Genomic DNA, 23,485 nt, shown 5'->3' on the forward strand with positions numbered 1-23,485 from the left:
TCTGCCAGGTCAACGGCGTGCGCGCCACGACAGTTCCACGGTTGCGTAACAGCTTAAGCGTTACGGGTGTGTGCGCGGGTCAGTCGTCCGAGTCGGGCTTGGAACGGGCGGCGGCGTACGCCTGGGTCGGCGTCATCGGGACCCGGTTGATCTGGACGGTCCGGTAGCGGCTGACCTTGGCGCACGTGTCGGAGTCGTCGGCGGTCTGGGCGTGGGAGTTGCCCAGCGCCACCTTGGTGTCGGCGGGCGGCGCGGAGGACTTCCCGCCGGGGAAGGTGGTGCCGCTCGGCCAGTCCGCCCCGATCACGAGGGTGAGCCCGGCGACGGCGCCCTCCTTGAGGTGGGACGTCGCGATGCCGAGCGTACGGGCGACGGTCCCCGCCTCGGACCGCTGGCCGGGGCCGTAGGTCAGGGTCGTGGTGGCGGCGGGTGCCGGGGCGTTGCCGCCTGCGGTGGCCGGGTTGAAGCCCTTGCCGGTCAGGGTGTCGACGATCTCGGACGCGCGGCCCCCGATGCCGGTGCCGTTGCGCACCCGTACGGTGATCGCCGAGGCGGGGACGGACGTCGCGGTCGGGCTCGCCGACGCGGTCGCCGAGGCCGCGGCGGACGTGCCGCCCGAGGCGGTGGTCAGCGACTGGTCGTTGGCGATGGTGGCGAACAGCGTCTTCGCGCCGGGTCCGACCACCACCCGGTTGGGGTCGGTCGGGTCGGGCCCGGTCTGCATGGTGGTGAAGGTGATCCGCTTGGACGGGACCTTGTCGAGGTCGGAGGCCAGGCCGACCAGCTTGCTGATGCTGCCGAGGCCGGTGTCGACGGTCAGCGCCTTGGTCGCCGCGTTGGCGAGCTTGTAGACGGCCGCCGGGTTGGTGAGGGTGCCCGCGCTCTTGAACTTGCGGATCAGCGAGCTGAGGTAGATGTGCTGCGCGTACGTACGGCCGAGGTCGCTGCCGTCGCCGAAGCCGTGCCGCGAGCGGAGGAATTCCAGCGCCCCGACGCCCTTGAGGGTGTGGGTGCCCCGGGAGAGCTTCAGATGCGAGTAGGTGTCGTACACGTCGGCGTCCACACAGACCGACACCCCGCCCACGGCGTCGGACATGCTGACGACGCCGGAGAAGTCGACCTGGATGAAGTGGTCGATCGGAATTCCGGTCAACTTGTGGACGGTGGCCACCTGGCACGCCTGGCCGTACGTCAGGGCGCTGTTGATCATGCCGTGGTAGCCGGGGGTGGACGCGCCGGTCTTGGGATTCTCGCAGGCGGGCACGTCGGTGAGGGTGTCGCGCGGGATGCTCATCACGGTGGCGTTGGAGCGGTCGGCGGAGATGTGCACGACCATCTCGACATCGGCGTTGCCCCCGGTCTGGACGCCGGTCTTGGCGCAGCCGCCGCCCAGTTTGCAGTCGGCCTCGGTGGTCCGGCCGTCGCTGCCCATCACCAGGATGTTGATCGGCGTGCGCCCGAAGGCGTCCGCCTTCTCCTGGCCCGCGCTGTCCTTGCCCGCGCCGTCGGTCAGGGACACGCTGGTGATGTTGCCGTTGAGGTGCTGGTAGAGCCAGTAGCCCCCGCCCGCGGTGACCAGCAGGAGCACGGCCAGGGATATGCCGCCGATCTTCAGGAACCGCCGGCCCCGGCCGGCCTGCCTGGCGCGCCTGCCCCCGCGGCCCGACGGCCGGGACCGCCCGCTCTCGGCGCGAGCGGCCGCCCGCGCCGCGGCCCGGCCGCTCCAGGGCTCGGTCATCTCCCGTGCTCCCTCTCCCGGGCGGCCCCCGTGGGGTGGTGCGGCCGGATTCGGCGGGTGAAGCGGCGCTTCACCCAAGGCTTCATGGTTGCGCAACGCGGCAAGGGTAAATCATGGCTCTGTGGGGTATCCGTGAGCGTCGCACCCGCGGCCGGCCTCCCCACCGGACACAGTTCCTGGTTTACGCAACCTTTAAAGTGTCTGCTATGCCAGAAACGCTACGACGAACCGGAAGGACACCTGTGGCCTGGGAGTGGGCGCATCTCGACGGAGGCCCGGCGGACGGCATGCGGGTACGGGTGACAGGCCCGCCCCGCGTGCTCCAAGTCACATCCGGATGCCAGGCGGAGGACGAGGCCGACGGCGACGGGCGGGGGCTGCGCGTCGAGGCGCTGTACGTCTACCGCCTCAAGCACGGTCAGCCACTGCGCTACGGCTGGGACCACGCCAGCCCCTGATGTCGTACGGGCCCGCGCCCCGGATCACGCGGGCCCGCGGCGCGCCGCGGGAGGGAGGTCAGTCAGTCTCGCGGCGCGCGTTCGGGTTCGCGCACAGGGCGCGCGCCGACGGTCTCGCCGGGCGCGGACTTGACCGTACGGACCGCGGGGTCCGCGCTCGCCCCGGCCGTCGCCGTGCCGGGACCGGGCTCGTCCTTCAACGCCTTGGTCTCGCTCTTGAGGATGCGGAGCGACTTGCCCAGCGCCCGCGCGGAGTCCGGCAGCCGCTTGGAGCCGAACAGCACGATGACCACGAGCGCCACCACCAGCAGGTGCCAGGGCTCCAGTCCGTTTCTGAGCATCAACGTCTCCGCTTCCACACGCGTCGGTCCGCCGTCGCCGGACGGCGATGTGCCGCCCGGACTCAACAGTTGCTACATTGCGCAATTATGAGAGTAGCGGTACCGAGGCGCAATGCCCGCACGGGCCCCCGTCCGGACCGTCCCCGCCCGTGCGCGCACCCTTCTCGGAGGTGACCGAAGGTGATCTTCGACATCGGCCCGCTCAAGCTGCTGACACTGCTCGTCCTGGCCACGCTGGTCTTCGGCGACAAACTGCCCGACATGATCACGCGGGCGAGAGACCTCATCCGCGCGGTACGCTCCTTCGCGGACGACGCCAAGGAGGATGTGCGGCGCGAACTCGGCCCGGAGTTCAAGGACTTCGAGTTCGAGGACCTGAACCCGCGGACGTTCATCGCCAAGAATCTGCTCGGCGACGACGACGCGCTCGGCCTACGCGAGATCCGCGACAGCCTGCGACTGGACGGCGAGGCCGAGGAGTTGCGCGAGGCGGCGCGGACGCTCAGCGACGGCGTGGACCTCACGAAGCCGTCCGCCGCGCCGGTCGCCGCGCGGGCGGCCGACGGGTCCGAGCCGGTCGCGTACCAGCCCGTCGCGTACGACACCGAGGCCACGTAGGACGGGCGCCGGGATCAAGCGCCTTGGCGGGTCAGGCCGTTGTCACCGCTCGCCGTCGTTCGGGCTGCTGAAGCCGGGGCTGCTGTAGCCGAGCCGGGGCGGCTGTCGCACCAGACTCACGCCGTCGCCCGAGCTGAAGCCCGGGCTGCTGTAGCCCAGGCGCGGCCGTTGGCGTACCAGGTCGACGCCGACCGGCGGCGGGCCGACCGCGCGGGGAGCGGCGGCCCCCGCCTCGCGCGCCAACCGGTCGAGCAGATACGGCAGTACGCCCCGCACCAGCAGCGCCTGCCGCCATGCCTCGTGGGCCTCGGCCACGTCCCGGCTCTCGCGCGTGACCGCGCCGTCGCGCCGGGCGGTCAGCGCCAGTCCGGCCAGACCGATCAGCAGGCTGACGCCGAAGACCGCCGCGCACAGGAAGCCGATGTCGATCAGCGGGGCGCTGATTCCCGCGCCGCTCGCGACGGCCCTGATCCCGTACCCCAGCACCAGGAAGATCGCCGCCGCGATACCGCTCAGCATCGGGACCAGGACGGCCAGGGTGGCGAGGACGCCGGGGCCGCCGACCGCGCGCACGACCGGGCGGACGCGGCCGCGGGAGTGCGCGCGCAGGCCGGTGTACCGCTCGTACTCGGGCGCCGCGGTGGCACCGATGGCGTCGGCGTCGGCCAGGGCGGCCGTCCGCAACTGCTCGGTGTTGGGCGCGCCCGGCAGGGCGCGGAGCGCGAGCCGGACGCGCTCGCCGCGCAGCGCCTGATCGAGAACCTGGGCGAAGTCAGCCCGGTAGATGTCGTCCGGCCGCTTGCCGCTGTCCATCATCCCCGCCCCGGCGTGTGTCGACGCGCGGCACGTCACCTTGTCTGCCCGCGCGTACGCATCAGGATAATCTTCCCAGTTGCATGATTGCATAATTACGCAACTGACTGAGAGTATCATGCCAGCGGCGCGGACCGCGGGCGCCGCATGCGTACTCTGGTGCTCGGAAAAGCCGCTGCGGTCAGGGAGGTTCACGTGACGAGGTCTGCCGCGGAGTTCGGCGACCCCAGCCCGGAGTTGTTCCAGAACGCCGCCGCTTCCTTCGGCTTGCTGGCGTCGACCATGCGACTCCAGATCGTCTGGATCCTGTCCGAGGGCGACTGCGACGTCACGGGGCTGGCCGAGCGGGTCGGCGCGACCCTGCCCGCGGTCAGCCAGCACCTGGCCAAGCTCAAGCTCGCCGGGCTCGTGCACTCACGGCGCGAGGGCCGACGGCAGGTCTATCTGGTGGACGATCCCGATGTCGTCACGGTGGTGCGGGTGATGGTCAGTCAGCTCGACCGCCGCTCCGCCCCCTCGCGTGACGTCCGCGGGCTGGGGGCCTGACAGGCCACGCCCCGGCCCCCTGCCGCGCGGAGGTCACGTACGGCTGGGCGCCGGATCGGCATCCGCGTCCACGTCGATCTCCACCGGCTCGACCGGCTCGACCGACTCGACCGGCTCCACCGACTTGACCAACTCGACCGCGGGAGCGGCGGGCGCGGGTTCCGGGCGGCGGATGGCCCCGGTGAGTTTGCGGGCGATGGGCTCGGTCCAGCGGGCGGTGAGCGGGCCGAGGACGACCAGGATCAGCACATACGCGGTGGCCAGCGGCCCGATCCGGGGCTCGACACCGACCGCGAGTCCCGCGATGACGATGGAGAACTCGCCGCGCGCGACCAGCGTGCCGCCCGCCCGCCACCGTCCGGCGGGCCGGATTCCGGCCCTGCGCGCCGCGTACCAGCCGGTGGCGATCTTGGTGAGGGTCGTGACGACGGCCAGGATCAGCGCGGGGACCAGGACCGGCGGGATGTCGGCGGGGATGGTGCTCAGGCCGAAGAAGACGAAGAAGACCGCCGCGAACAGGTCCCGCAGCGGGGTCAGGAGATTGCGGGCGCCTTCGGCGACCTCACCGGAGAGCGCGATGCCGACCAGGAACGCGCCGACGGCGGCGGACACCTGGAGCTGCTGGGCGACACCGGCCACCAGCAGCGTCAGGCCGAGCACGACCAGCAGCAGCATCTCGGGATTGTCGGAGGAGACGGCGCGGCTGATCAGCCGCCCGTGGCGCAGCGCCACGTACAGGACGATCCCGACCGTGCCGAGCGAGATCAGCAGAGTGAGGGTGCCGCCCGCCAGGCTCACGCCCGCCAGCAGGGCGCTCAGGATCGGCAGATAGACCGCCATCGAGAGGTCTTCGAGGACCAGCACACCCAGAATGAGCGGGGTCTCACGGTTGCCGAGACGGCCGAGGTCCCCGAGGACCTTCGCGATCACACCCGACGAGGAGATCCACGTCACGCCCGCCAGCGCGACGGCCGCGACCGGACCCCAGCCGAGGAGGATCGCGGCGGCGGCGCCCGGCAATGCGTTGAGGACGAAGTCGACCGCGCCGGACGGATATTGGGTCTTGAGGTTGGTGACGAGTTCCGAGGCGCTGTATTCCAGACCCAGGAGGAGAAGCAGCAATACGACACCGATCTCGGCGCCGGTCGCGACGAATTCCTCGCTGGCCTGGAGCGGGATCAGTCCGCCTTTGCCGAAGGCGAGTCCCGCGAGCAGGTAGAGCGGGATCGGCGAGAAGCCGACGCGTCCCGCGAGGCGGCCGAGGATGCCCAGGGCGAGGATGATCGCTCCGAGTTCGATGAGCATGTCGGTCGTGTTGTGCACAGGTTTCTATCCTCCTGTGATCAGTTCGGCGACGGCGCCGACGCCTTCGCGGGTGCCGACGACCACGAGGGTGTCGCCGACGGCGAAGCGGAAGTCGGGGGTGGGCGAGGGCACGGCGGAGGTGCGGCGGAGCACGGCGACGATCGAGGCGCCGGTACGGGTGCGTACCTGCGTGTCGCCGAGCGTGCGGCCCGCGTACGGCGAGCGTTTGCTCACGGTGATGTGTTCGGTGACCAGGTCGATCTCAAGGTGTTGTTGCAGGTGGCCGACGGGGTCGGGGGTCAGCAGGTCGGCCAGCGCGGTCGCCTCGTGGGGCGCGAGCGCGGTCGCGTCCTTGCAGGCGTCGTCGTCCTCGGGGTCATGGAACGCCAGGAACCGCCTGCCGTCCTGGTGCACGACCACCGACAGGTGGCGGCCGGACTCGGTCGTCATGTCATAGCGGGCCCCGACTCCCGGCAGCGGGGTCTTTCGGGCGCGGGCGGTTGGTTCCATGAACGTGCTCCATCGGGACGCGGGTGCGTGAGTGCCGGTCGCGGACGCCAGCATGCGCGTCACCCGGCAGAGTTCTGTGCCGGGTGACGACGCGCGTTATGCGGTGGCGTGCCGCAGCGCTCCTGCCACAGCGCCCGGCGTGGGAGCCGGACGCTGTCAGCAGTAAGGCGCGGAAAGGGGGTCCGTATCAGGTACGGCGTCCCGAGGCGCGTTCTCGACACGCGCGACCCGGGGAAAATACGGCGATGCCGTGGGGAGGACTTCCGACATGGTCGCGGATGCGCCTACGACGAGGACATCCCGTTCCATGACGTATCCTCCTCGGCTCACCTCTGCGACATATGTAAAGCGCTGGTCAAGACTCTAGCGCATAATAAATGCCGCAAATCCCACATGAGTGGATATAACACCCCATGCGGATCTCTCATGGCCGGGAATTCACCTGGGCGTCACAGGGCGGGTCGGACCGCCGCGACGCGCCCCGACCTGCCGGTACGCCGGGTCCGGCCGGCCCCGCCAACAATTCGGGTGCGCCCTTCGCCGCCCGGGGGCTAGGGTCCCCGGGGCCCATGACTGAGCGGTTCCGAGGAGACGAAGGGGTGGTCGGCCGTTCCGGCGCGCGCTGACGACGGAGGCGTTCCCGCGAAGGCCGCCGAGCCGCCCGCGGCTCCGGAGACGCCCGGGTCGCAGGGGCCGCAGGGGCCGCCGCGATCGCCGGGACCGCCAGGGCTGTGGCGGGACCGGGATTTCCGCTGGTTATGGGTGGGGCAGACGGTCTCGCAGCTCGGGGAGCACGGGAGCGCGGTGGTCCTGCCGCTGATCGCGGTGCTGCTGCTGGGCGCCGACGGCGGTGAGGTCGGGGTGCTGCGGGCGGTGGGGCAGGCGCCGATACCGCTGCTGTCGCTGTTCGTCGGGGCGTGGGTGGACGGATGGCGGACCCGTACGGTCATGGTGGCGGCGGACTGCGGGCGGGCGCTGGCGCTGGGGGCGGTGGCCGTGGCGTGCCTGCTCGGCGGGCTCGGTCTGCCGGTGCTGCTGGTGGCCGCGTTCGGCGTCGGGGCGCTGTCGGTCTTCTTCGACGTGGCGTATCAGGCGTCTGTCGTACGGCTGTTGGACCGCGACCAACTGGTCAGCGCCAACAGCGCGCTCGAAGGCAGCAGGTCGGCGGCGCAGATCGGCGGCCCGGCGCTCGGCGGTGTGCTGGTGTCGCTGCTGTCGGCGGCGGTCGCGCTCGCGTCCAGCGCGCTGTTCTTCGCGCTGTCGTTCGTGTCGATCCGGCGGATTCGGCGCGGCGAGGCGGTGCCTCGGCGCTCGGGACGTACGCCCGCTGTCCGGCGGCGGATTCGCGAGGGGGTCGGATTCGTCGTCGGTGAACCGTCGTTGCGGGCGGTGTGCCTCGCCTCCGCCGCCTTCCAGTGCGCCTTCGCGGCGACGATGACCGTCTATCTGCTGTTCCTGCCCAGGGAGTTGGGCCTGTCGGGCGCTGTCGTCGGGCTGGTGCTCGCGGCGACGGGGCCCGGCGCGCTGGTGGGTTCGCTGCTGGCGGCCCGGCTGCCGGGCCGGTTCGGCCACGGCCCGGTGCTCGCGTGCGCGGCCGTGCTCGGCGACAGCGTGATGATCGGCGTACCCGCGCTGCACGGCGGCGGCGCGCTGACCGTTCCGGCGCTCGTGGCGGTCAACCTGACGTTCGGCGCGTGCGGTCAGCTGGTCAGTGTGACGCTGATGGCGGTGCGGCAGACCGTCACTCCGGACGAGATGCAGGGCCGCGCGGCGGCGACGATCGGCTTCGTCGGCATGGGGACGGCCCCGCTCGGCTCGCTGCTCGGCGGTCTCCTCGCGGCGCAGTGCGGTCTGCGCACCGGCTTCCTGGTGGCGGCGGCGGGCATGCTGCTCTCCCCGCTGGTGATCTCCCTGTCCCCGCTCGCCCGGCTGGGCCGTACGCTCCCCGTCCGCGGAGCGGCGGACGCGTCGGCCCGGACGTGAGCGCGACGGAGGTGGCGCGGGCACCGGGCCCGCGCCACCTCGGTCACACGTGCGTTGCGCGCTCTGTCAGTTGAGGGTGAACTTCTGCGCGGCGCTGCCGTTGCAGTCGTAGATCTGGAGCCGGGTGCCGTTGGCGCCTGCGCTGTTGGGGTCGTCGAGGCAGCGGCCCGACTGCGGGTTGAGCAGCGAGCCGTCGGCCTGCTGCTGCCAGACCTGGCCGCCGACGCCGTTGCAGTCCCACAGCTCGACCTGCGTGTTGTTCGCCGTGCCGTTGCCGTTGATGTCCAGGCAACGGCCGATCGTGCTCAGCGAGCCGTTGGCGTTGTGGTACCAGTGCTGGTCGGCGGCCCAGGACTGGCAGTCCCAGAGCTGCACGGCGGTGCCGTTGACGCCCGTGTCGTCGGCGGCGACGTCCACGCACTTCCCGGCGGGCGCGGGCACCGGGGCGCCGCCCTTGACGGCGAATTTCTGCGCCGCGCTGCCGTTGCAGTCGTAGATCTGGAGGCGGGTGCCGTTCCCGGTGGCGCCGCTCGGCGAGTCGAGACAGCGGCCCGACTGCGGGTTGAACAGCGAGCCGTCGGAGCGCTGGATCCACTTCTGGCCGCCGACGCCGTTGCAGTCCCACAGCTCGACCTGCGTGTTGTTCGCCGTGCCGTTGCCGTTGATGTCCAGGCAACGGCCGATCGTGCTCAGCGAGTTGTCGGCGTTGTGCGTCCAGTGCTGGTCCTCGGCGTACGTCTGGCAGTCCCAGAGCTGCACGGCCGCGCCGTTGACCCCGGTGTCGTCGGCGGCGACGTCCACGCACTTGCCGCCGGGGCCGGTGATCGTGCCCTGCGGGCCGTTGGGCACATTGGTCTGGCCCGAGTAGCCGACGGAGACGATGTTCGCCTGGACGGCGTTCTCGGCGGCGTCGGTCGGATAACCGGCGACCATCACGCCCTCGAAGAAGGTGCCCATGTTGCGGTTGCTGTTGTCACCGCCGGTGCCCAGGATGATGCCGCCTTCCTGGTGCATCGGTTTGTAGCCGCCCCGTGTCGGCAGCGACCCGTTCCACCAGGTCGACAGGCCCCCCGATTGGGAGTCGCCGCCCTTGATGGCGTACGTCGTCTGCCCGTTGTTCTTCAGCACCGCCGTGACGTAGGCGCTCTTGTTGCCCGCGTTGGCCGTGTTGGAGCCGTTGTCGCCCTGGAACATGCCGTTCTCCATGTCGGCCTCGACCCAGGGGCCCGAGCCGTTGCACGGCGCGAAGTAGCAGGTGGTGGCGATGCTCACGGCGTCCATGTGGCCGTTGCCGGTGTCGGACGGCGTGCTCTCGGCGTTGCCGTAGTCGAAGCAGCAGTCGGAGCCGACGTGGGTGCCGCTGGCGACCATGTAGACGCCCTCGGGCTGGCCGTTGACGGGGACGCCGGAGGCCGCGCCGGTGTAGCGGTAGCCGACGCCCGGCGAGATCCAGATGCCGTACACCTTGTGGCCGCCCGCGTGCACGGCGATCTCGCTCGCGTCCGCCCCGCGGTCCACGCCGCCTGCCGTGCCCGCGGGGCCCGGCAGCAGGTCGTTGTGGCGCGAGGTCTGGTCGTAGACCTTGGAGATGCGGCAGGTGGTGTTGGCACAGAAGACGTCCTGCTGCTCGGCGTTGGCGTAACCGCCCGTGGCCAGCAGCCCGATGTCGGCCCTGCCGCCGTCCGAGGCGCGCGTGACCTGGTACAGCGGGCCGTTGTACGCGGAGAACAGGGCGCGGGTGGTGCTGTGCGCGGCGACGCAGGGGGTGCCCGCCGCGCCGTAGAGGTCACAGGGCAGCGAACCGGCGGCCTGCGCGGTGCCCGGCAGGCTGATGAAGGCGCTGAAGACCAGGCCGAGGGTGGCCACGACCGAGGTCAGCAGGGCTTTCCAGCGGGCGGTGTATCTCCTTTTGCGCATGCGGTGCTCCTAGGGGTGGGGGGTGGAGCGGAGACGAGCGGTGCCTGCGGGGACGGGCGGCCCGAGCCGGGCGTGGGGGCCCGGATCGATCGCCTGGGGGACGTGACGGGTGCGGGAGGGACGTGAAGGACACGCGGGGTCGACCGGCTCGGAAAGTACGCCCCCTGTTCGACCCCGTCAATATTTGTTGCTTTCTTTGGCTTCGGCCGGGCACGACCTGTCCGAATCTGTGGCCCGGCGAGGAGTGCATTACCTCTGTGACACAAGTCAACTGACGTGGTGTAACACGCCGCTGCGAGAGTTCCCCGCGCCATGAGCGAAAGGGGACATGACAGATGACACCGTTCAATCGCCGTGACTTCCTGCGCGCCGTCGGGGCCACCGGCGGCGCGGGAGCGATGCTGGCCACGATGGGTGCGCTGGGTCTGGCGCCCAGCGCGGAGGCGGCCACGCGCGGGGCGCCGTACCGCGCGCCGCGGCCGGGCGACTTCCACCTCACCGGCCGCGCCGCCGCCAAGGTCGTCGTGCTCGGCGGCGGCATCGCCGGACTGACGACCGCCTACGAACTGGGCAAGGCGGGCTACGACTGTACGGTCCTGGAGGCCCGCGACCGGCCCGGCGGCCGCAACTTCACCGTACGCGGCGGCGACACCACCACCGACCTGTACGGCAACCGGCAGACCGCCCGCTTCTCCGACGGCCAGTACATGAACGCCGGTCCCGCGCGGATCGCCCAGTGGATGGTCACGCTCGACTACTGCCGTGAACTCGGCGTGCCCATCGAGGTGTTCACCAACGTCAACGCCGACACCTACCTCTACAACGAGTCGGCCGGAATGACCGAGCCCATGCGTTACCGCAGCGCCAAGGCCGATGTGCTGGGCTACGTCAGCGAGTTGCTGGCCAAGGCCACCGACCAGGGCGCGCTGGACAAGGACCTGACCGCCGCCGACCAGGAGAAGCTGGTCGAATTCCTCAAGGACTACGGCGCGCTCGGCAACACCCTCGACTACAGCGGCGGTTCGCGGCGCGGCTACTCGGCCTGGCCGGGCGCCGCGGGCACACCGGGCGTGGTGGCGGGCGGCGTGCCGACCGCCTCCGAGATCTTCGCGACCGGCGTCGGCCGCTACTTCGCCTTCGAGTTCGAGTTCGACCAGGCGATGCTGATGTTCCAGCCGGTCGGCGGCATGGACCGGATACCCCACGCGCTGGCCGCCGCGGTCGGCACGCGCAGGGTGCGGACGGGCTGCGCGGTCACGAAGGTCACCGACACCGCGCACGGCGTCACCGTCACGTACACCCAGGGCGGCAGGACGCGGACGGTCGACGCGGACTTCTGCGTCGCCGCCATGCCGCCGAACATCCTCGCCAAGGTGCCGCACAATCTGGGCGCGGGCGTCCAGTCGGCACTTGAGGCCATCACCCCGTCCTCGGCGGGCAAGATCGGCCTGGAGTACGCCTCGCGCTGGTGGGAGACCGACCACCGGATCTACGGCGGGATCACCGAGACCGACCTCGACGTCACCCACATCTGGCACCCGTCCTACGGCTTCCACGGCAGGCGCGGTCTGCTGATCGGCTACTACAACACCGGTTCCAAGGCCGACTCCTACGCGGCGCTGAGCCCCAAGGCCCGCGAGGCGCGGGCGGTCGCCGCGGGCGTGAAGATCTACGGCGAGAAGTACCGTACGGAGCTGGCCACGTCCTTCTCGCACCACTGGCGGCAGTTCCCGTACCAGGAGGCCGCCTGGCACAGCACGCCCGGCGGACCGGACGCCGCCCGCTACCAGCCGCTCAACGAGCCGACCGGGCATGTGTACTTCGCCGGTGACTGGCTCAGCTACATGGACGCCTGGCAGCACGGCGCCTTCACCTCCGCGCGCAAGGCGGTGACGGCGCTGCACCGGCGGGTCCTGGCCTGACGCACCGGGTCGGCCGCGAGCCGACGGGGGCGGTACGGGAGGGGTACGGGGGCCGGGGCCGGTCTCAGGCCGCGGGGCGGTGGATGTCACCGCTCAGCCCGGTCAGCGGCAACCCCGTACCGCCCCAACGGCACGTGACGAACCCGGCGGCCACGGGCACCGCCGTCTCCTCCGGGGTGCGGGCCCCGAGGTCGACGGCCTCACCCGCGTCGAGCGGCCCGCGGATGACGGCCGCGGCGTACGGCGTGCCGCCGGCTCCGGTGATTCCGACGCCCCGTGCCACCCGTGGTGTGATGTGGTGATCCATGACAGACCCTTCCATGAGTCGCGAGGAGGGCCCGCGAAGTGCCGGGAGAACCCGCGGGCGTGGGCGGGCGGCCGTGAGCGGAGAGGCGGTGGGTGACGCGATGGCGGTCAACGGGGAGGGCCGGGACGCCCCGCGTGCGTCCGGACCGCCGCTGACGGCCGGTGAGCGGGAGATCCTGCGGGTGCTGCGCCGGTCGGAGGACCTGGACAGCGTGGCGGCCCGCATCCTGGTCTCGGTCGGCAGCGCGATCATCGAGGGCCGGCTGAAGCCGGGCGACGACCTCAACTCCGTCGACCTCGCCCGGCAGTTCAGCAGCAGCCGGACTCCGGTGCGCGAGGCGTTGCTGACCCTGGAGCGCGAGGGCCTGGTCGAGATCGCGGCCCGCAAGCGCCCCCGCGTGCGCCGCCTGGGCCTCACCGAGGTCCGGGAGATCTACGAGCTGCGGTCCGAGCTGTACGGGCTGGTGAGCCGCCGGATCATCGCCCACCGCACGGCCGGTGAGATCGAGGTCTTCGACGGCGTTCAGGCCCGTCTCGAGGAGGCCGCGGCGGCCGGGGACCTGGAGCGGTACTTCTGGCTGATCGTGGACTTCCGCAACACCGAGGCGCGGCTGGCCGGGAACGAGACCGTGCGCGCCGTCCTCGACTCGGTCGGCATCAGGACCCTGCATCTGCGTCACCTCAGCCTCTCCCTGCCGGGCCGCCTCGACACGTCGGTGGAGGACCACCGCAGGCTGGTCCGCGCGTACGCCGACGGCGAGGCGGAACTGGCCGTCGCGCTCACACGGTCCATCGTTCTGCGCGGTCTGGCGGCGGTGGAGCGCTCGGGGTGGACGGGCTCCCCGGACTGACCCGCCGGTCGACGTCAGCGGGCCTGCGCGTCGTGGGCGCTCCTGGACCGCGCGGCCCCGCCGGGGGCGTCCGCCGCGGTGCGGGCCCGGTGGAGGGCGACCGCTTCGGGGCGGCGGCCGCCGCGATCTCGTCGGCGATCCTGTCCAGGACCGGGCTGTCACCTGGCACCGCCCAGGATGTCCGGCCAGCGGCGTATCACGTGGTCGACCAGTTCCCTGCTGGCCTCCGCGACCCGCGGGAAGTCCTTGAGCCGGGTCCAGGGGCGGCAGGCGTCGATCACGGCGCGGGTGTTGAACGGCGGCAGGCCGGGTGCGCGCAGCGGGTCGACCCTGCTCCCCCACGTCTGCCGCATCGTCTCGATGTCGTCGGCGGGGTCGGTGCGGGTGCAGACCGCCCACATCACGTCGTTGAGGCTGCGCGGGTCGACGTCGGCGTCCACGACGACCACGAATTTGTTCATGTACGCGGCCTGCGGGAGCTGCGAGGTGAGGTAGCCCGCCTGCCGGGCGTGACCCGCGTAGTTCTGGTGGATCGACACCGCGAGCAACTGCCGTCCGCCGCCGACCTCGTGGGCCCAGACGCCCTCGACGCCGGGCAGTCCTGACCGCACCAGCGCGTCCTGGATCATCGCGGACTTCATCACGCTGCGCATGTAGGAGTAGTCGTGCGGCGGCTTGCCGGGAGGGGCGCCGAGCAGGATCGGGTCGTGGCGGTGGTAGATCCGCTCGACGTCCATGGTGAGCACGGCCTCGGTGCCGCCGCTGTAGTAGCCGGTCCACTCGCCGAACGGCCCTTCCTGCTCCCGGCGTTCGGGATACAGCCAGCCCTCGACGGCTATTTCGGCGGTCGCGGGGATCGGCAGCCCGGTGACCTCGCCGCGGATCACCTCGACGGGGCGGCCCAACACGGCCCCGGCGTACTCCAGTTCCGACAGTCCTGTGGGCACCTCGGTGCCCGCGACGACCAGCAGCAGCGGGTCGTGGCCGAGCGAGGCGGTGACCGGCGCCCGGCCCTCGCGGGCGAACCACTCGCGGACGTGCGCGGCGCCGTGCTTGCCCGCCTCCATGTTGATGCTCGCCGCCCGCCCGCCGTTCTGCACCTGCATGCGGTACGCGCCCGCGTTGAGGACGCCGGTGGCCGGGTCGGTGGTGAAGACGGCGCAGCCGGTGCCGATGTACCGGCCGCCGTCGTTCTCGTGCCATTTCGGCACGGGGAAGGCGAGCAGGTCGGCGTCGGCCGCGGTGATCACGTTCTCGGTGACGGGGCCCCGGTCGACGGCCTCGACGGGGTACTTCCCGGCGTTCTCCACCCACTCGTTGGGTCGGGTGCGCAGCGCCTCGACCAGACCGCGGTCGTCCAGGTCGGTGCCGAGCCGCAGGGTCATGCCGAGCCTGCGGGCGTTGGCCATGCTGGCGGTGAGCACTCGCCGGCCGGGCCGGTAGCCCTCGATGTCGTCGAAGAGCAGCGCGGGCGGCGAGGGGCGTTTGTAGTTGACCTCGGACGCGGCGCCGATCTCCTTGTCCCAGTGCGCGCCGGAGAGGGTGCGGACCTCACCGAGTTCCCCGGCCAGTTCGAGCCAGGTCCGCAGGTCATTGACGTCGTCGAGAGACCTCACGCCACTCGCCTCCCGTTCTCTCATGTGTGTCGCGACGCGATGAAGGTCGAAGAAGCCGCAAGAGTAGTCCGCGAGTTGTACGTCGCCGGTGCCGCTGCGCCCGCGGATGCCCGGGTCCCTCCTCGTCGAGGTGAGCGAGCACCGCATTTCCCCTGAAGTGTCGACACTCGACCACGGGACCCGATTGAAGCAGGGGGGATACCCCCTGTCCAGGGGCCAGCGACCGCACCCCTGCGCCGTTGAGTGTCGACACTTCTGGTGAATCTGACCGAAGTCTTGTCATGGCCCCGCACGGCTCCTAACGTGTCGCCGCGAAGAAATTTGCTCGACTCTGTTCAGTTCCGTTGAGTCAAAGCGTCGAAATGCCAGCGATCCGCACACGATCAGTCCCACGGCGCGCATCCGCGGACCTCCGGTCCGCCTCGCCCACCCCGCGAGCAGAGGATTCTCCATGCCACGACTCGTCCGCAGGCTGCTCGCCTGCGCCACCGCCTGCACCCTGTGGGGCGGCGCCCTCGCGGGCGCGGCCGTCACGGCCGGTGCGGTGGTCACCGCCACCCCCGCCGCCGCACTCGACAACAGCCTCGCCCGTACGCCCCCGATGGGCTTCAACGACTGGAACGCCTTCGGCTGCGACGTCAGCCAGGCCCTGATCGAGCAGACCGCCGACTACCTGGTCAGCTCCGGTCTGAAGAGCGCCGGATACACCTACGTCAACATCGACGACTGCTGGATGACGCACACCCGCGACGCCGACGGCCGCCTGGTCCCCGACCCGGTGAAGTTCCCCGACGGCATCAAGGGCACCGCCGACTACGTGCACGGCAAGGGACTCAAGCTCGGCATCTACGAGGACGCGGGCACGGCGACCTGCGCCGGGTACCCGGGCAGCCTCGGCCACGAGACCACGGACGCGCGGACCTTCGCGGACTGGGGTGTGGACTACCTCAAGTACGACAACTGCAACAACACCAGCGACGGCACCCGCGAGGACTACGTCAGGCGGTACACCGCGATGCGCGACGCGCTGGCCGCCACCGGCCGCCCGATCGTGTACTCGCTGTGCGAGTGGGGCGTGCAGAACCCGTGGGAGTGGGCCGGTGACGTCGGCAACTCGTGGCGCACCACGGGCGACATCAGCGACAACTGGACGAGCATGCTGTCCATCGCCGAGGACAACATGCCGCTGGCGCCGTACGCGGGCCCCGGCCGCTGGAACGACCCCGACATGCTGGAGGTCGGCAACGGCGGCATGACCGACACCGAGTACCGCACGCACTTCTCGCTCTGGTCGATGATGAACTCGCCGCTGCTGATCGGCACCGACCTGCGCAAGGCGACCCCGCAGACCCTGTCGATCCTCGGCAACAAGGACGTCATCGCCCTCGACCAGGACCCGCTCGGCAGCCAGGCCGCCGTGGTCTCCTCCGACGGCGGCCGGTACGTGCTCAGCAAGAAGCTGGCAGGCGGCGAGCGGGCGGTGGCCCTGTTCAACTCGGGCGACCAGGCGCAGCGGATCTCCACCACCGCGCGGGCCGCGGGACTGCCCAAGCGCGGCAACTACTCGGTGCGCGACCTGTGGTCGCACACCGACTACCAGAGCGCGGGCGGCCTGTCCGCGACCGTGCCCGCGCACGGCACCGTCCTGCTGCGGGTCGGCACCGACCCGCGCGCGGTCCTCGCGCCGCCGCTGTTCGACACCGGGGTCACCGGACCCGACCACATCGAGCCGGGCCACAGCGCGACCGTGTCCACGTACGCCACCGACCTCGGCTCGCTGCCCGCCGCGACGGTGAAGGTGCGGCTGACCGGCCCCGACGGCTGGACGGTCCGCGCGACCGGCGCCACCGGCAGCCTGCTGCTGCCCGGCGGCCGGACCCTCACCACACCGTGGACGGTCACCGTGCCCGCCGACGCGCGACCGGGCGCGTATCCGGTCACCGGCACGGTCAGCTACCGCGATCTGGTCAACGGCCGTACCGTCACGGTGCCGTTGGTCGGCAGCGTCGCCGTCAAGGTGCCGCCGCCCGCGGGGACCAGCTACCTCAGCGACCTGCCCTGGACGACGTCGAGCAACGGGTGGGGGCCGGTCGAACGCGACCGCAGCAACGGTGAGACCGGCGCGGACGACGGCAGTCCGATCACGCTCGGCGGCACCGTCTACGCCAAGGGCCTCGGGGTGCACGCGCCGAGCGACATCGCCTACTACCTCGGCGGCGTCTGCTCCACGGTGACGGCGACGGTCGGCGTGGACGACGAGAAGAACGGCAAGGGCACCGTCCGCTTCACGGTCGTCGCGGACGGCACGACGGTCGCCGACAGCGGCGTGGTCACCAACGCCATGGGCGGCAAGGCGCTCACGGCCGACGTGACCGGCGCGCAGAATGTGCGGCTCGTCGTGGACGACGGCGGCGACGGCAACGACAGCGACCACGCGGACTGGGCGGACGCGAAGCTCATCTGCTCCTGACCGCCCACGAGCCGGGGCGGCGGCGCGTATCCCTCCCACGCGCCGCCGCCCCGGCCCATGTCAGCCCGTGTCGCCCCGGCCCATGTCAGCCCGTGCGGTGCCGGGCCCGGGCCAGCGCCACCGCGCCCGCCACCGGGGGAACGTCCAGCAGGCGCAGGGTCAGCGAGGGGTGCGCGGCGGCGAGCCGGGCGCGGAAGGCGTCGGCGAGCCGCGGCTGGCGCACGACGACGCTGCCCGCGGCCACCACCGTGTCCCCGACGGCGCCCCGGCCGACGAGCCGGGTCACCAGCAGCGCCAACTGCCGGCCCGCCTCCTCGACCACCGCGGCGGCGAGCGCGGAGCCCGCGTCGGCGGCACGGAAGACGGCGGGCGCGGCCGGTCCCCAATTGCCGGGCGTGGGTTCGTCGTTGACGGTACGGGCCAGCGTCTGCGGGTCCGGGTCGCCGAAGTGGTCCAGCAGCGCCGCGAGCAGTCCGTCGTCGGCCCGCCCGGCGTCGTACGCGGCCAGCGCCGATCTGACGGCGTCCCTGACGATCGCGGGCGCGCCGCCCTCGTCGCCCAGCACCCAGCCCCAGCCGCCCGCGAAGAGCACCTCGCCCGCGGCGTCGGCGCCGACGCCGATCGAGCCGGTGCCCGCGATGACGCCGATGCCGGTGTCGAGACCGGCCGCGGGCACCAGCAGCGCCGCGTCGTTGACGACGACGGCGGGTACGCCGAGGGCTTCGACGGCAGCCGCCAGGTGCGCGCAGTGCCGCTGGGTGTCGCAGCCCTGCGCGCCGATCCCGACGGCGGCGATCTCGTCGCCCTCGGGCACCGCGCCCGTCAGCCGTTCCAGCAGCCAGCGCGCGGCGGTGTCGACCGGCGCCGCCTCCCAGCCGTCGGCCGGCAGCGTGCGGTCGGCGCGCGGCGACGCCGCCGGGTCGGCCAACGGCGCGACGCGGACGGCGAGTTTGGTGCCGCCCACGTCGGCGCCGACAACGACCTTCATACGCCCGGCCGTTCGGCCGCGACCTTGATGTCGGAGTTGTGGAACACGAATTCCTCGATCTCAACTCCCCTGACCTCGGCGACCGCTTCGACGAGGATCTGTGCGACCAGGATTTCGATGATCGCACGCTGCGCGGCCGGGAGGCGCGGCACGGTGACGGGGTGCAGCAGCGGGCCGCCCTGGACGGGCTCGCTGGTGACGAGGACGACCCGGTGGCCGGAGTACGCCAGGGTCTCGGCGACGGCGAGTTCGCGGGTGTCGCCGAAGATGACGTGCACCCCGCCGCCCGCCGACTCCATCGAGCCGTGCAGATACTGCCGGGTGCTCATGCCGGTCGACGGAATCCTGGCGACCTCGCGGAAGAGCAGGGCGCTCGCCTCCGCCGAGCCGACCGCGGGTCCGGTGCCGACGAAGTCCGCGGAGGTCGCGGACGCGAACAGCGGTGCCAGCGCGCGCAGTTGGGGTGTCAGGACGCGCTCGGTGCGGGCGAAGACCTCGCCGAGGCGGGCCCAGCCGTCGTCGATCCGGCCGCCGTCCCAGGCGTCGGCGAGGAGGCCGAGCGCGGCGACGGTCGCGGTGTAGCCGATGGTGGACGCGTAGCTGTCGGGGATGCTGCCGAGGCCGAGCACACCGCTGGCGAGGTCCGCGATCGGCGACGGCACGACGTTGACCACCGCGAACCGTCGCGCCGGGTCGACGGAGTCCAGCACGGCGAGCGTCTCCGCGCTGCGTCCGCTCTGCGAGACGCCGACCACCGGGTGGGCGCTGGCGGGGAAGGGCAGCGGGTGGTCGCCCGCGCCGAGCCGCCAGGAGTGGACACCGCGGCTGCGCAGCGCCCAGACCGGCGCGCACGCGGCGGCCAGGCTGGCGCCGATGCCGACGAAGACCGGTCCCGGCCCCGCCAGCCGGCCCTCCGCCGCCGACGCCGTGACCGCGCCGGTCAGCCGGGTGACCGCCGTGGCGAGGGCCTCCGCCTGGGTCGCGCGGGCCGCCGAGTAGGCGATGTAGCCGTCGGTCATTTCTGCTCCGTTCCTTCGGACGTCCGGGTGGTCGGATCCCAGTGCGGCGGGATCGGTGGGACAGGCGGCGCGGTGCTGTCGATCCGTACCGGCGCGCCGAGGTCGGCGGACTCCTCGATCGCGAGCATGACGTCGAGTACGTGGTAGGCCAGTTCGCCGCCGGCGCGCGGTGGTCGGCCCGCCCGGATCGCGCGGGCCATCTCCAGGACGCCCACGCCCCGCCCGGCCGGGGCGCCGGTCGCGGGGACGGTCCGCCACGGCGCCTCGGGGGTGATGTCGGTCAACAGCCGTGTGGGGCCGTCGAATCCGCTGACCGGGACCTCCAGCACCCCGTCCGCGCCGGTCACTTCGAACAACTGGCGGCGTACCGGCGAGTCGAAGCTGTAGACGGACGTGCCGACCACCCCGGACGCGAAGGTGGTGAGGACGCTGAGGTGCGTGTCCACCTCGACGGGGAAGCGGGTGCCCGCGTCCGGTCCGGAGCCGACGGTGCGCTCCGCGCGCGGCCGGTGCCCCGCGGCGGTCACCGAGGCGACCGGGCCGAGGAGTTGGACGAGCGCGGTGAGGTAGTAGGGGCCGATGTCGAAGAGCGGGCCCGCGCCCTTGGCGAAGAGGAACCCCGGCCCGGGGTGCCAGGCGTCGGGTCCCGGGCCCTGCATCAGGGTCAGTACGGTCCGCGCCGGGCCGACCGCGCCGTCCGCGAGCAGCCGCGCGGCGGTCTGGATGCCGGGGCCCAGGATCGTGTCGGGCGCGTTGCCCACCGCGACCCCGGCGGCGCTCGCGGCGTCCAGGACGGCGCGGGCGCTGTCGCGGTCCAGCGTGAGCGGCTTCTCGCCCCACACGTGCTTGCCCGCCTCGATCGCGGCGAGCGCGACCTCGTCGTGCGCGGCGGGGACGGTCAGGTTGACCACGAGGTCGACGTCGTCGCGGCGCAGCACCTCGGCCGTCGTGCCGGACACCGGGACGCCGTACGCGTCGGCCTGCGCCCTGGCCCGCGCGGGGTCGAGGTCCGCGACGGCCGTGACGGCGAGGTCGGGGTAGGAGGTCAGCGAGCGCAGGTACTCGTCGGAGATGTTGCCCGCGCCGACCACCGCGACGCGGGTCGGTGCCCCGTGCGCGCTCACGCGGTCACCAGCTCGCGGAAGTAGGCGGCGTTGCGCTCCACCAGCGGCCATACGTCGCTGTGGTGGGCGACGACCTCGACGACCGGCAGTTCGAGTACGGGGGCCGCCAGCGCCACGACCTCGGCCATCCGGTCGGTGGCGTCGACGCCGAGCACCGGCCGGTCGTTGCCCGGCTCGCGGTCCCGTACGACGTGCAGCAGCCTGACCCGGTCGCCGAGCCGGGGCAGCAGCTCGAAGACGTCGGCGCCGCCGACCCCGGCCCAGTAGACGTCCAGTTCCAGGACGACGGCCGGGTCGAGGAGTCCGGCCAGCACCTCGTAGGCGGGGACGCCGTCCACGCGCTGCGCGAACTCGAAGTCGTGGTTGTGGTAGCCGATCCGCACACCGCGCGCGGCGGCCTGCTCGGCCGCCGCGTTGAGCGTGTCGGCGAGCCGCTGGACCCCGGCGCGGTCGGCGACGCTGTCGGGGGCGACCCACGGGGTGATCACCGTGCCGATGCCCGACTCGACCGCGGCGTCCACGATTTCGGCGGTGTCGTGGCGCAGTACGGAGGAGTGCGCGGTGGCCGCGTGCAGGCCGCTGTCGCGCAGGGCGGCGGCGAGCCCGGCCGGGTCGGTGAGGATGTCGTACGGCTCGGCGTGTGTGAAGCCCAGCGCCGCCAGGCGCGCGAGCGTGCCGTCGAGCCGGTCGGGCCCGAGGTCGTCACGCACGCTGTAGAGCTGGATGCCCAGCGGGTGCTCTGCCGTCATGCTCCGGCCTTTCCGTGATCGTCGTGCTGCTGCTGGTGTTGGTGGGTGTGGTCGTGGCGGCCGTGGTCGTGGTCTTCGCCCCGGCCGTCCCGGTCGTCGTGGCCCCGGTGACCGTCATGGCCCTCGTGGCCCTGGTGACCGTCATGGCCCTCGTGGCCGTTGTGGCCCGCGCCGTGGGTTCCGGCCGGGTGGCAGTGGTCGCCGCTCGACGGCGGGATGTCGAGGGTGGGATTGCGGCCGAAGAACCCGTACGGCTTGAGGACGAAGCCGGCCGAGTCGACCGGCATGACCGGCCAGTCCTCGGGGCGCGGGAAGTGGGTGAGCCCGAAGGTGTGCCACAGCACGATGTCGGTGCCGTCCACGTCCCGGTCGGCGGCGGTCCAGGCGGGCAGCCCCGCGCCGCCGGTGTGCATGTTCACCAGGTCGCCCGCCGGATAGTTCTCGTCCGGCGCGTACGGCGTCACCCACAGGTGCTTGGTGGCGTACGTGGCCCGCCGGTGGATGTCCGACTCCTCGTCGGCGAGCAGCACGGGAAGGCCCTCGGGGTGCAGCATCCAGCCGACCGGGTTGCCGAGCCGGTTGGTCACCGAGGGGTTGGTGATCAGCCAGGAGCGGTTGCGGGTGTTGTCGGCGAGCCGCTGCGCGCCCGCCTCGGTGCGCAGCCGGGTGACGGACTGGGTGAAGCCGGTGCCGGTGGGGTTGGCGGGTCCGCGCGGGACGAGGGCGGCCTCGACCTCGTCCACGGCGTTGTCCGTACCGTCGACCGTCATGTCCAGCCGGGCGCTGAACAGGTGCTGGTGGTAGGGGGCGCCGAGGCCGGGGGCGAGTTCCGAGGCGAAGGGGTGGCCGGGGCCCTGGTAGGCCGAGGTGAAGACGACACCGGTCGCCTTGACCTCCAGCTCGATCGCGCCGTCGAGCGAGAAGTACCAGTAGAAGCCGTAGTCGTAGTTGCCGACGGTGACGAAGAAGGAGACGACCAGGCGGCGGTTGCGGCGTGAGTCGGACGAGCCGGTCCAGTTGTCGTAGTGCTTCCAGAGGATGCCGGTGTCCTCCTCGTGGACGCAGATGGCCTGCGGGACGACCCGGACCTCGCCCGCGCTGTCGGCGAGCACGGCGTCCAGGTAGGTGATGTCGCCGACGCAGTCGCAGCCCGGTTCAAGGGAGTTGGCGAAGCCGCCGAGCAGGTATTCGCCGCAGTCGAAGAAGTTCTGGAACCAGCGCTGCGGGCTCGGGTCGCCGTAGGGGACCATCATCTCCGCGATGGAGGCGCGGTAGAGCACGGGGCGCGGCACGCCCGCGTCCTCGATGGCAACGTTGTGCAGGACCAGGCCCTCGCGCTGGTCGAAGCCGATCTGGAGGGACCAGCCGAGCCAGTGCAGGACGCCGTCGTCGTCGACGGTGAAGCTGGGGCCCTCGGGCTGGGTGATCTCGATGGGCTTCAGTCCCGCGCGCGGCTGCTGCCCGACCCACGCGGGGTCGTGGAAATTGCCGTCCTCGCGCGGCACCGGCAGGTCCATGTGGTCCTGGACATCGAGGACTTCGCGGGTCACGACGTCCACGATCGCGGTGACGCCGTCCACCGGGTGCGCCCACCCGAGGTCGTCGGGGGTCTTCTGCACGAAGGTGAAGCAGCGCTGGAGGCGGCGGCCGGTCTCGCCCTCGCCCGGCACCCCGGCCGACAGCGGATTGACCCGGAGCTGCGTGAGGTCGGTCAGGCCGCGCTTGCGCATGGCGGCGAGCCAGCGCTCGTCGCGGTGCACGATCTCCTCGACCAGCGGGAACTCGGCCAGGACGACGGGGACATGGCCGTCGGTGGCGACGTCCAGTTCCCTGGCGGTCACGACCCGGTCCTGCTCGGGGCAGACGACGGTGTGGTACGAGACCCCGGTGCGCATGTCGATGAGCATCACGCGGAAGCGGCGGGGGGCCACGTCGCCCGCGAGCAGTTCGCGCTTGTCCTGTTCGGCCAGGCCGAGGTACGCGACATGGGTGTCGGGGCCGAGGAGCCCTTCGCGCCGCAGCAGCGCGGTGGTCGCGGTGATCTCCGCCGGCCGCGGTGAGGCGAGGGCCCCCGCGAGAGCCCCGGCGGGGGACCCGGCGAGCGCGTCGGCGCGGGCTCCCGGGACGGCCCCGGCTATGACGGACGGTTCAGGCGGGGTCGGGGTCACGAGGTCTCCGCATCTGCGAGTGGGTCCGGGCGGCGGGTCGGGG

General features: G+C 72.2%; 20 protein-coding genes. 7 read left to right on the plus strand and 13 right to left on the minus strand.

Features of this window, described 5'->3' with window-relative positions:
- Positions 1-79: 79 nt before the first annotated feature.
- Positions 80-1,738, minus strand: a complete 1,659-nt coding sequence (locus tag ACFY9V_RS12440; RefSeq protein WP_355333160.1) for an LCP family protein — start codon at positions 1,736-1,738, stop codon at positions 80-82.
- 206 nt (positions 1,739-1,944) lie between these two features.
- Between ACFY9V_RS12440 and ACFY9V_RS12445 the strand changes: the two genes are divergently transcribed.
- Positions 1,945-2,196: a hypothetical protein gene (locus tag ACFY9V_RS12445; protein ID WP_391048328.1), complete on the plus strand. Its 252-nt coding sequence runs from the start codon at positions 1,945-1,947 to the stop codon at positions 2,194-2,196.
- Positions 2,197-2,258: 62 nt separating this feature from the next.
- On the opposite strand, the gene tatA is transcribed toward ACFY9V_RS12445, so the two are convergent.
- Positions 2,259-2,537 carry a Sec-independent protein translocase subunit TatA gene (tatA, locus tag ACFY9V_RS12450; RefSeq protein WP_391161128.1) on the minus strand — a complete coding sequence of 93 codons (279 nt, stop codon included), beginning with the start codon at positions 2,535-2,537 and terminating at the stop codon, positions 2,259-2,261.
- Positions 2,538-2,717: 180 nt separating this feature from the next.
- Here tatA and ACFY9V_RS12455 point away from each other — a divergent pair, with 180 nt between their 5' ends.
- Complete coding sequence (locus ACFY9V_RS12455) at positions 2,718-3,155, plus strand: Sec-independent protein translocase TatB (protein ID WP_391161130.1); 438 nt, start codon at positions 2,718-2,720, stop codon at positions 3,153-3,155.
- A 42-nt stretch (positions 3,156-3,197) separates the two neighbouring features.
- On the opposite strand, the gene ACFY9V_RS12460 is transcribed toward ACFY9V_RS12455, so the two are convergent.
- Positions 3,198-3,968, minus strand: coding sequence for a hypothetical protein (locus ACFY9V_RS12460; protein ID WP_391161132.1), 771 nt, complete (start codon positions 3,966-3,968; stop codon positions 3,198-3,200).
- A gap of 147 nt (positions 3,969-4,115) precedes the next feature.
- Here ACFY9V_RS12460 and ACFY9V_RS12465 point away from each other — a divergent pair, with 147 nt between their 5' ends.
- Positions 4,116-4,514 carry a metalloregulator ArsR/SmtB family transcription factor gene (locus ACFY9V_RS12465; protein ID WP_188283553.1) on the plus strand — a complete coding sequence of 133 codons (399 nt, stop codon included), beginning with the start codon at positions 4,116-4,118 and terminating at the stop codon, positions 4,512-4,514.
- A gap of 33 nt (positions 4,515-4,547) precedes the next feature.
- On the opposite strand, the gene ACFY9V_RS12470 is transcribed toward ACFY9V_RS12465, so the two are convergent.
- Both ACFY9V_RS12470 and ACFY9V_RS12475 read right to left on the minus strand, forming a co-directional pair.
- A complete protein-coding gene (locus ACFY9V_RS12470) occupies positions 4,548-5,837 on the minus strand; it encodes a cation:proton antiporter (RefSeq protein WP_355333171.1) in 1,290 nt (429 codons plus the stop codon).
- Between the two features lie 6 nt (positions 5,838-5,843).
- Complete coding sequence (locus tag ACFY9V_RS12475) at positions 5,844-6,329, minus strand: TrkA C-terminal domain-containing protein (protein ID WP_391129492.1); 486 nt, start codon at positions 6,327-6,329, stop codon at positions 5,844-5,846.
- Between the two features lie 729 nt (positions 6,330-7,058).
- On the opposite strand from ACFY9V_RS12475, the gene ACFY9V_RS12480 reads away from it, so the two are divergent.
- A complete protein-coding gene (locus ACFY9V_RS12480; protein WP_355333594.1) occupies positions 7,059-8,312 on the plus strand; it encodes an MFS transporter in 1,254 nt (417 codons plus the stop codon).
- 66 nt (positions 8,313-8,378) lie between these two features.
- Here ACFY9V_RS12480 and ACFY9V_RS12485 read toward each other — a convergent pair whose 3' ends face one another.
- A complete protein-coding gene (locus ACFY9V_RS12485) occupies positions 8,379-10,229 on the minus strand; it encodes an arabinofuranosidase catalytic domain-containing protein (protein ID WP_391161134.1) in 1,851 nt (616 codons plus the stop codon).
- Positions 10,230-10,627: 398 nt separating this feature from the next.
- Here ACFY9V_RS12485 and ACFY9V_RS12490 point away from each other — a divergent pair, with 398 nt between their 5' ends.
- Positions 10,628-12,151 (plus strand): FAD-dependent oxidoreductase, encoded by a 1,524-nt coding sequence (locus ACFY9V_RS12490; RefSeq protein ID WP_391161388.1) that lies wholly within the window; start codon positions 10,628-10,630, stop codon positions 12,149-12,151.
- A gap of 64 nt (positions 12,152-12,215) precedes the next feature.
- Here ACFY9V_RS12490 and ACFY9V_RS12495 read toward each other — a convergent pair whose 3' ends face one another.
- Positions 12,216-12,458: a hypothetical protein gene (locus ACFY9V_RS12495; protein ID WP_391161136.1), complete on the minus strand. Its 243-nt coding sequence runs from the start codon at positions 12,456-12,458 to the stop codon at positions 12,216-12,218.
- An 88-nt stretch (positions 12,459-12,546) separates the two neighbouring features.
- On the opposite strand from ACFY9V_RS12495, the gene ACFY9V_RS12500 reads away from it, so the two are divergent.
- On the plus strand, positions 12,547-13,308 hold the full coding sequence (locus ACFY9V_RS12500; protein ID WP_391161138.1) for an FCD domain-containing protein: 762 nt from the start codon (positions 12,547-12,549) through the stop codon (positions 13,306-13,308).
- Between the two features lie 158 nt (positions 13,309-13,466).
- Here the strand turns inward: ACFY9V_RS12500 and ACFY9V_RS12505 are convergent, their stop codons facing one another.
- On the minus strand, positions 13,467-14,924 hold the full coding sequence (locus ACFY9V_RS12505; RefSeq protein ID WP_391161141.1) for a UbiD family decarboxylase: 1,458 nt from the start codon (positions 14,922-14,924) through the stop codon (positions 13,467-13,469).
- Between the two features lie 451 nt (positions 14,925-15,375).
- Between ACFY9V_RS12505 and ACFY9V_RS12510 the strand changes: the two genes are divergently transcribed.
- Positions 15,376-17,394 carry an NPCBM/NEW2 domain-containing protein gene (locus ACFY9V_RS12510; RefSeq protein WP_391161144.1) on the plus strand — a complete coding sequence of 673 codons (2,019 nt, stop codon included), beginning with the start codon at positions 15,376-15,378 and terminating at the stop codon, positions 17,392-17,394.
- A gap of 85 nt (positions 17,395-17,479) precedes the next feature.
- Here the strand turns inward: ACFY9V_RS12510 and ACFY9V_RS12515 are convergent, their stop codons facing one another.
- Genes ACFY9V_RS12515 through ACFY9V_RS12535 form a run of 5 tightly spaced genes read right to left on the minus strand, consistent with a single transcriptional unit; the run spans position 17,480 to position 23,442 of the window.
- Positions 17,480-18,382, minus strand: coding sequence for a BadF/BadG/BcrA/BcrD ATPase family protein (locus ACFY9V_RS12515; RefSeq protein ID WP_355333187.1), 903 nt, complete (start codon positions 18,380-18,382; stop codon positions 17,480-17,482).
- Positions 18,379-19,401 carry an SIS domain-containing protein gene (locus tag ACFY9V_RS12520; RefSeq protein WP_391161149.1) on the minus strand — a complete coding sequence of 341 codons (1,023 nt, stop codon included), beginning with the start codon at positions 19,399-19,401 and terminating at the stop codon, positions 18,379-18,381. The genes ACFY9V_RS12515 and ACFY9V_RS12520 overlap by 4 nt, the downstream gene beginning before the upstream one ends.
- Positions 19,398-20,525 (minus strand): Gfo/Idh/MocA family oxidoreductase, encoded by a 1,128-nt coding sequence (locus tag ACFY9V_RS12525; RefSeq protein WP_391161150.1) that lies wholly within the window; start codon positions 20,523-20,525, stop codon positions 19,398-19,400. Before ACFY9V_RS12525 ends, ACFY9V_RS12520 begins: the two co-directional genes overlap by 4 nt.
- Entirely contained in the window at positions 20,522-21,274 is a 753-nt protein-coding gene (locus tag ACFY9V_RS12530; protein ID WP_355333193.1) for a TIM barrel protein, read from the minus strand. Before ACFY9V_RS12530 ends, ACFY9V_RS12525 begins: the two co-directional genes overlap by 4 nt.
- Positions 21,271-23,442 carry a primary-amine oxidase gene (locus ACFY9V_RS12535; RefSeq protein WP_391161152.1) on the minus strand — a complete coding sequence of 724 codons (2,172 nt, stop codon included), beginning with the start codon at positions 23,440-23,442 and terminating at the stop codon, positions 21,271-21,273. Before ACFY9V_RS12535 ends, ACFY9V_RS12530 begins: the two co-directional genes overlap by 4 nt.
- Between the last annotated feature and the right edge of the window lie 43 nt (positions 23,443-23,485).

The organism is Streptomyces sp. NPDC008317 (assembly GCF_042955955.1).
Taxonomy (GTDB): domain Bacteria; phylum Actinomycetota; class Actinomycetes; order Streptomycetales; family Streptomycetaceae; genus Actinacidiphila.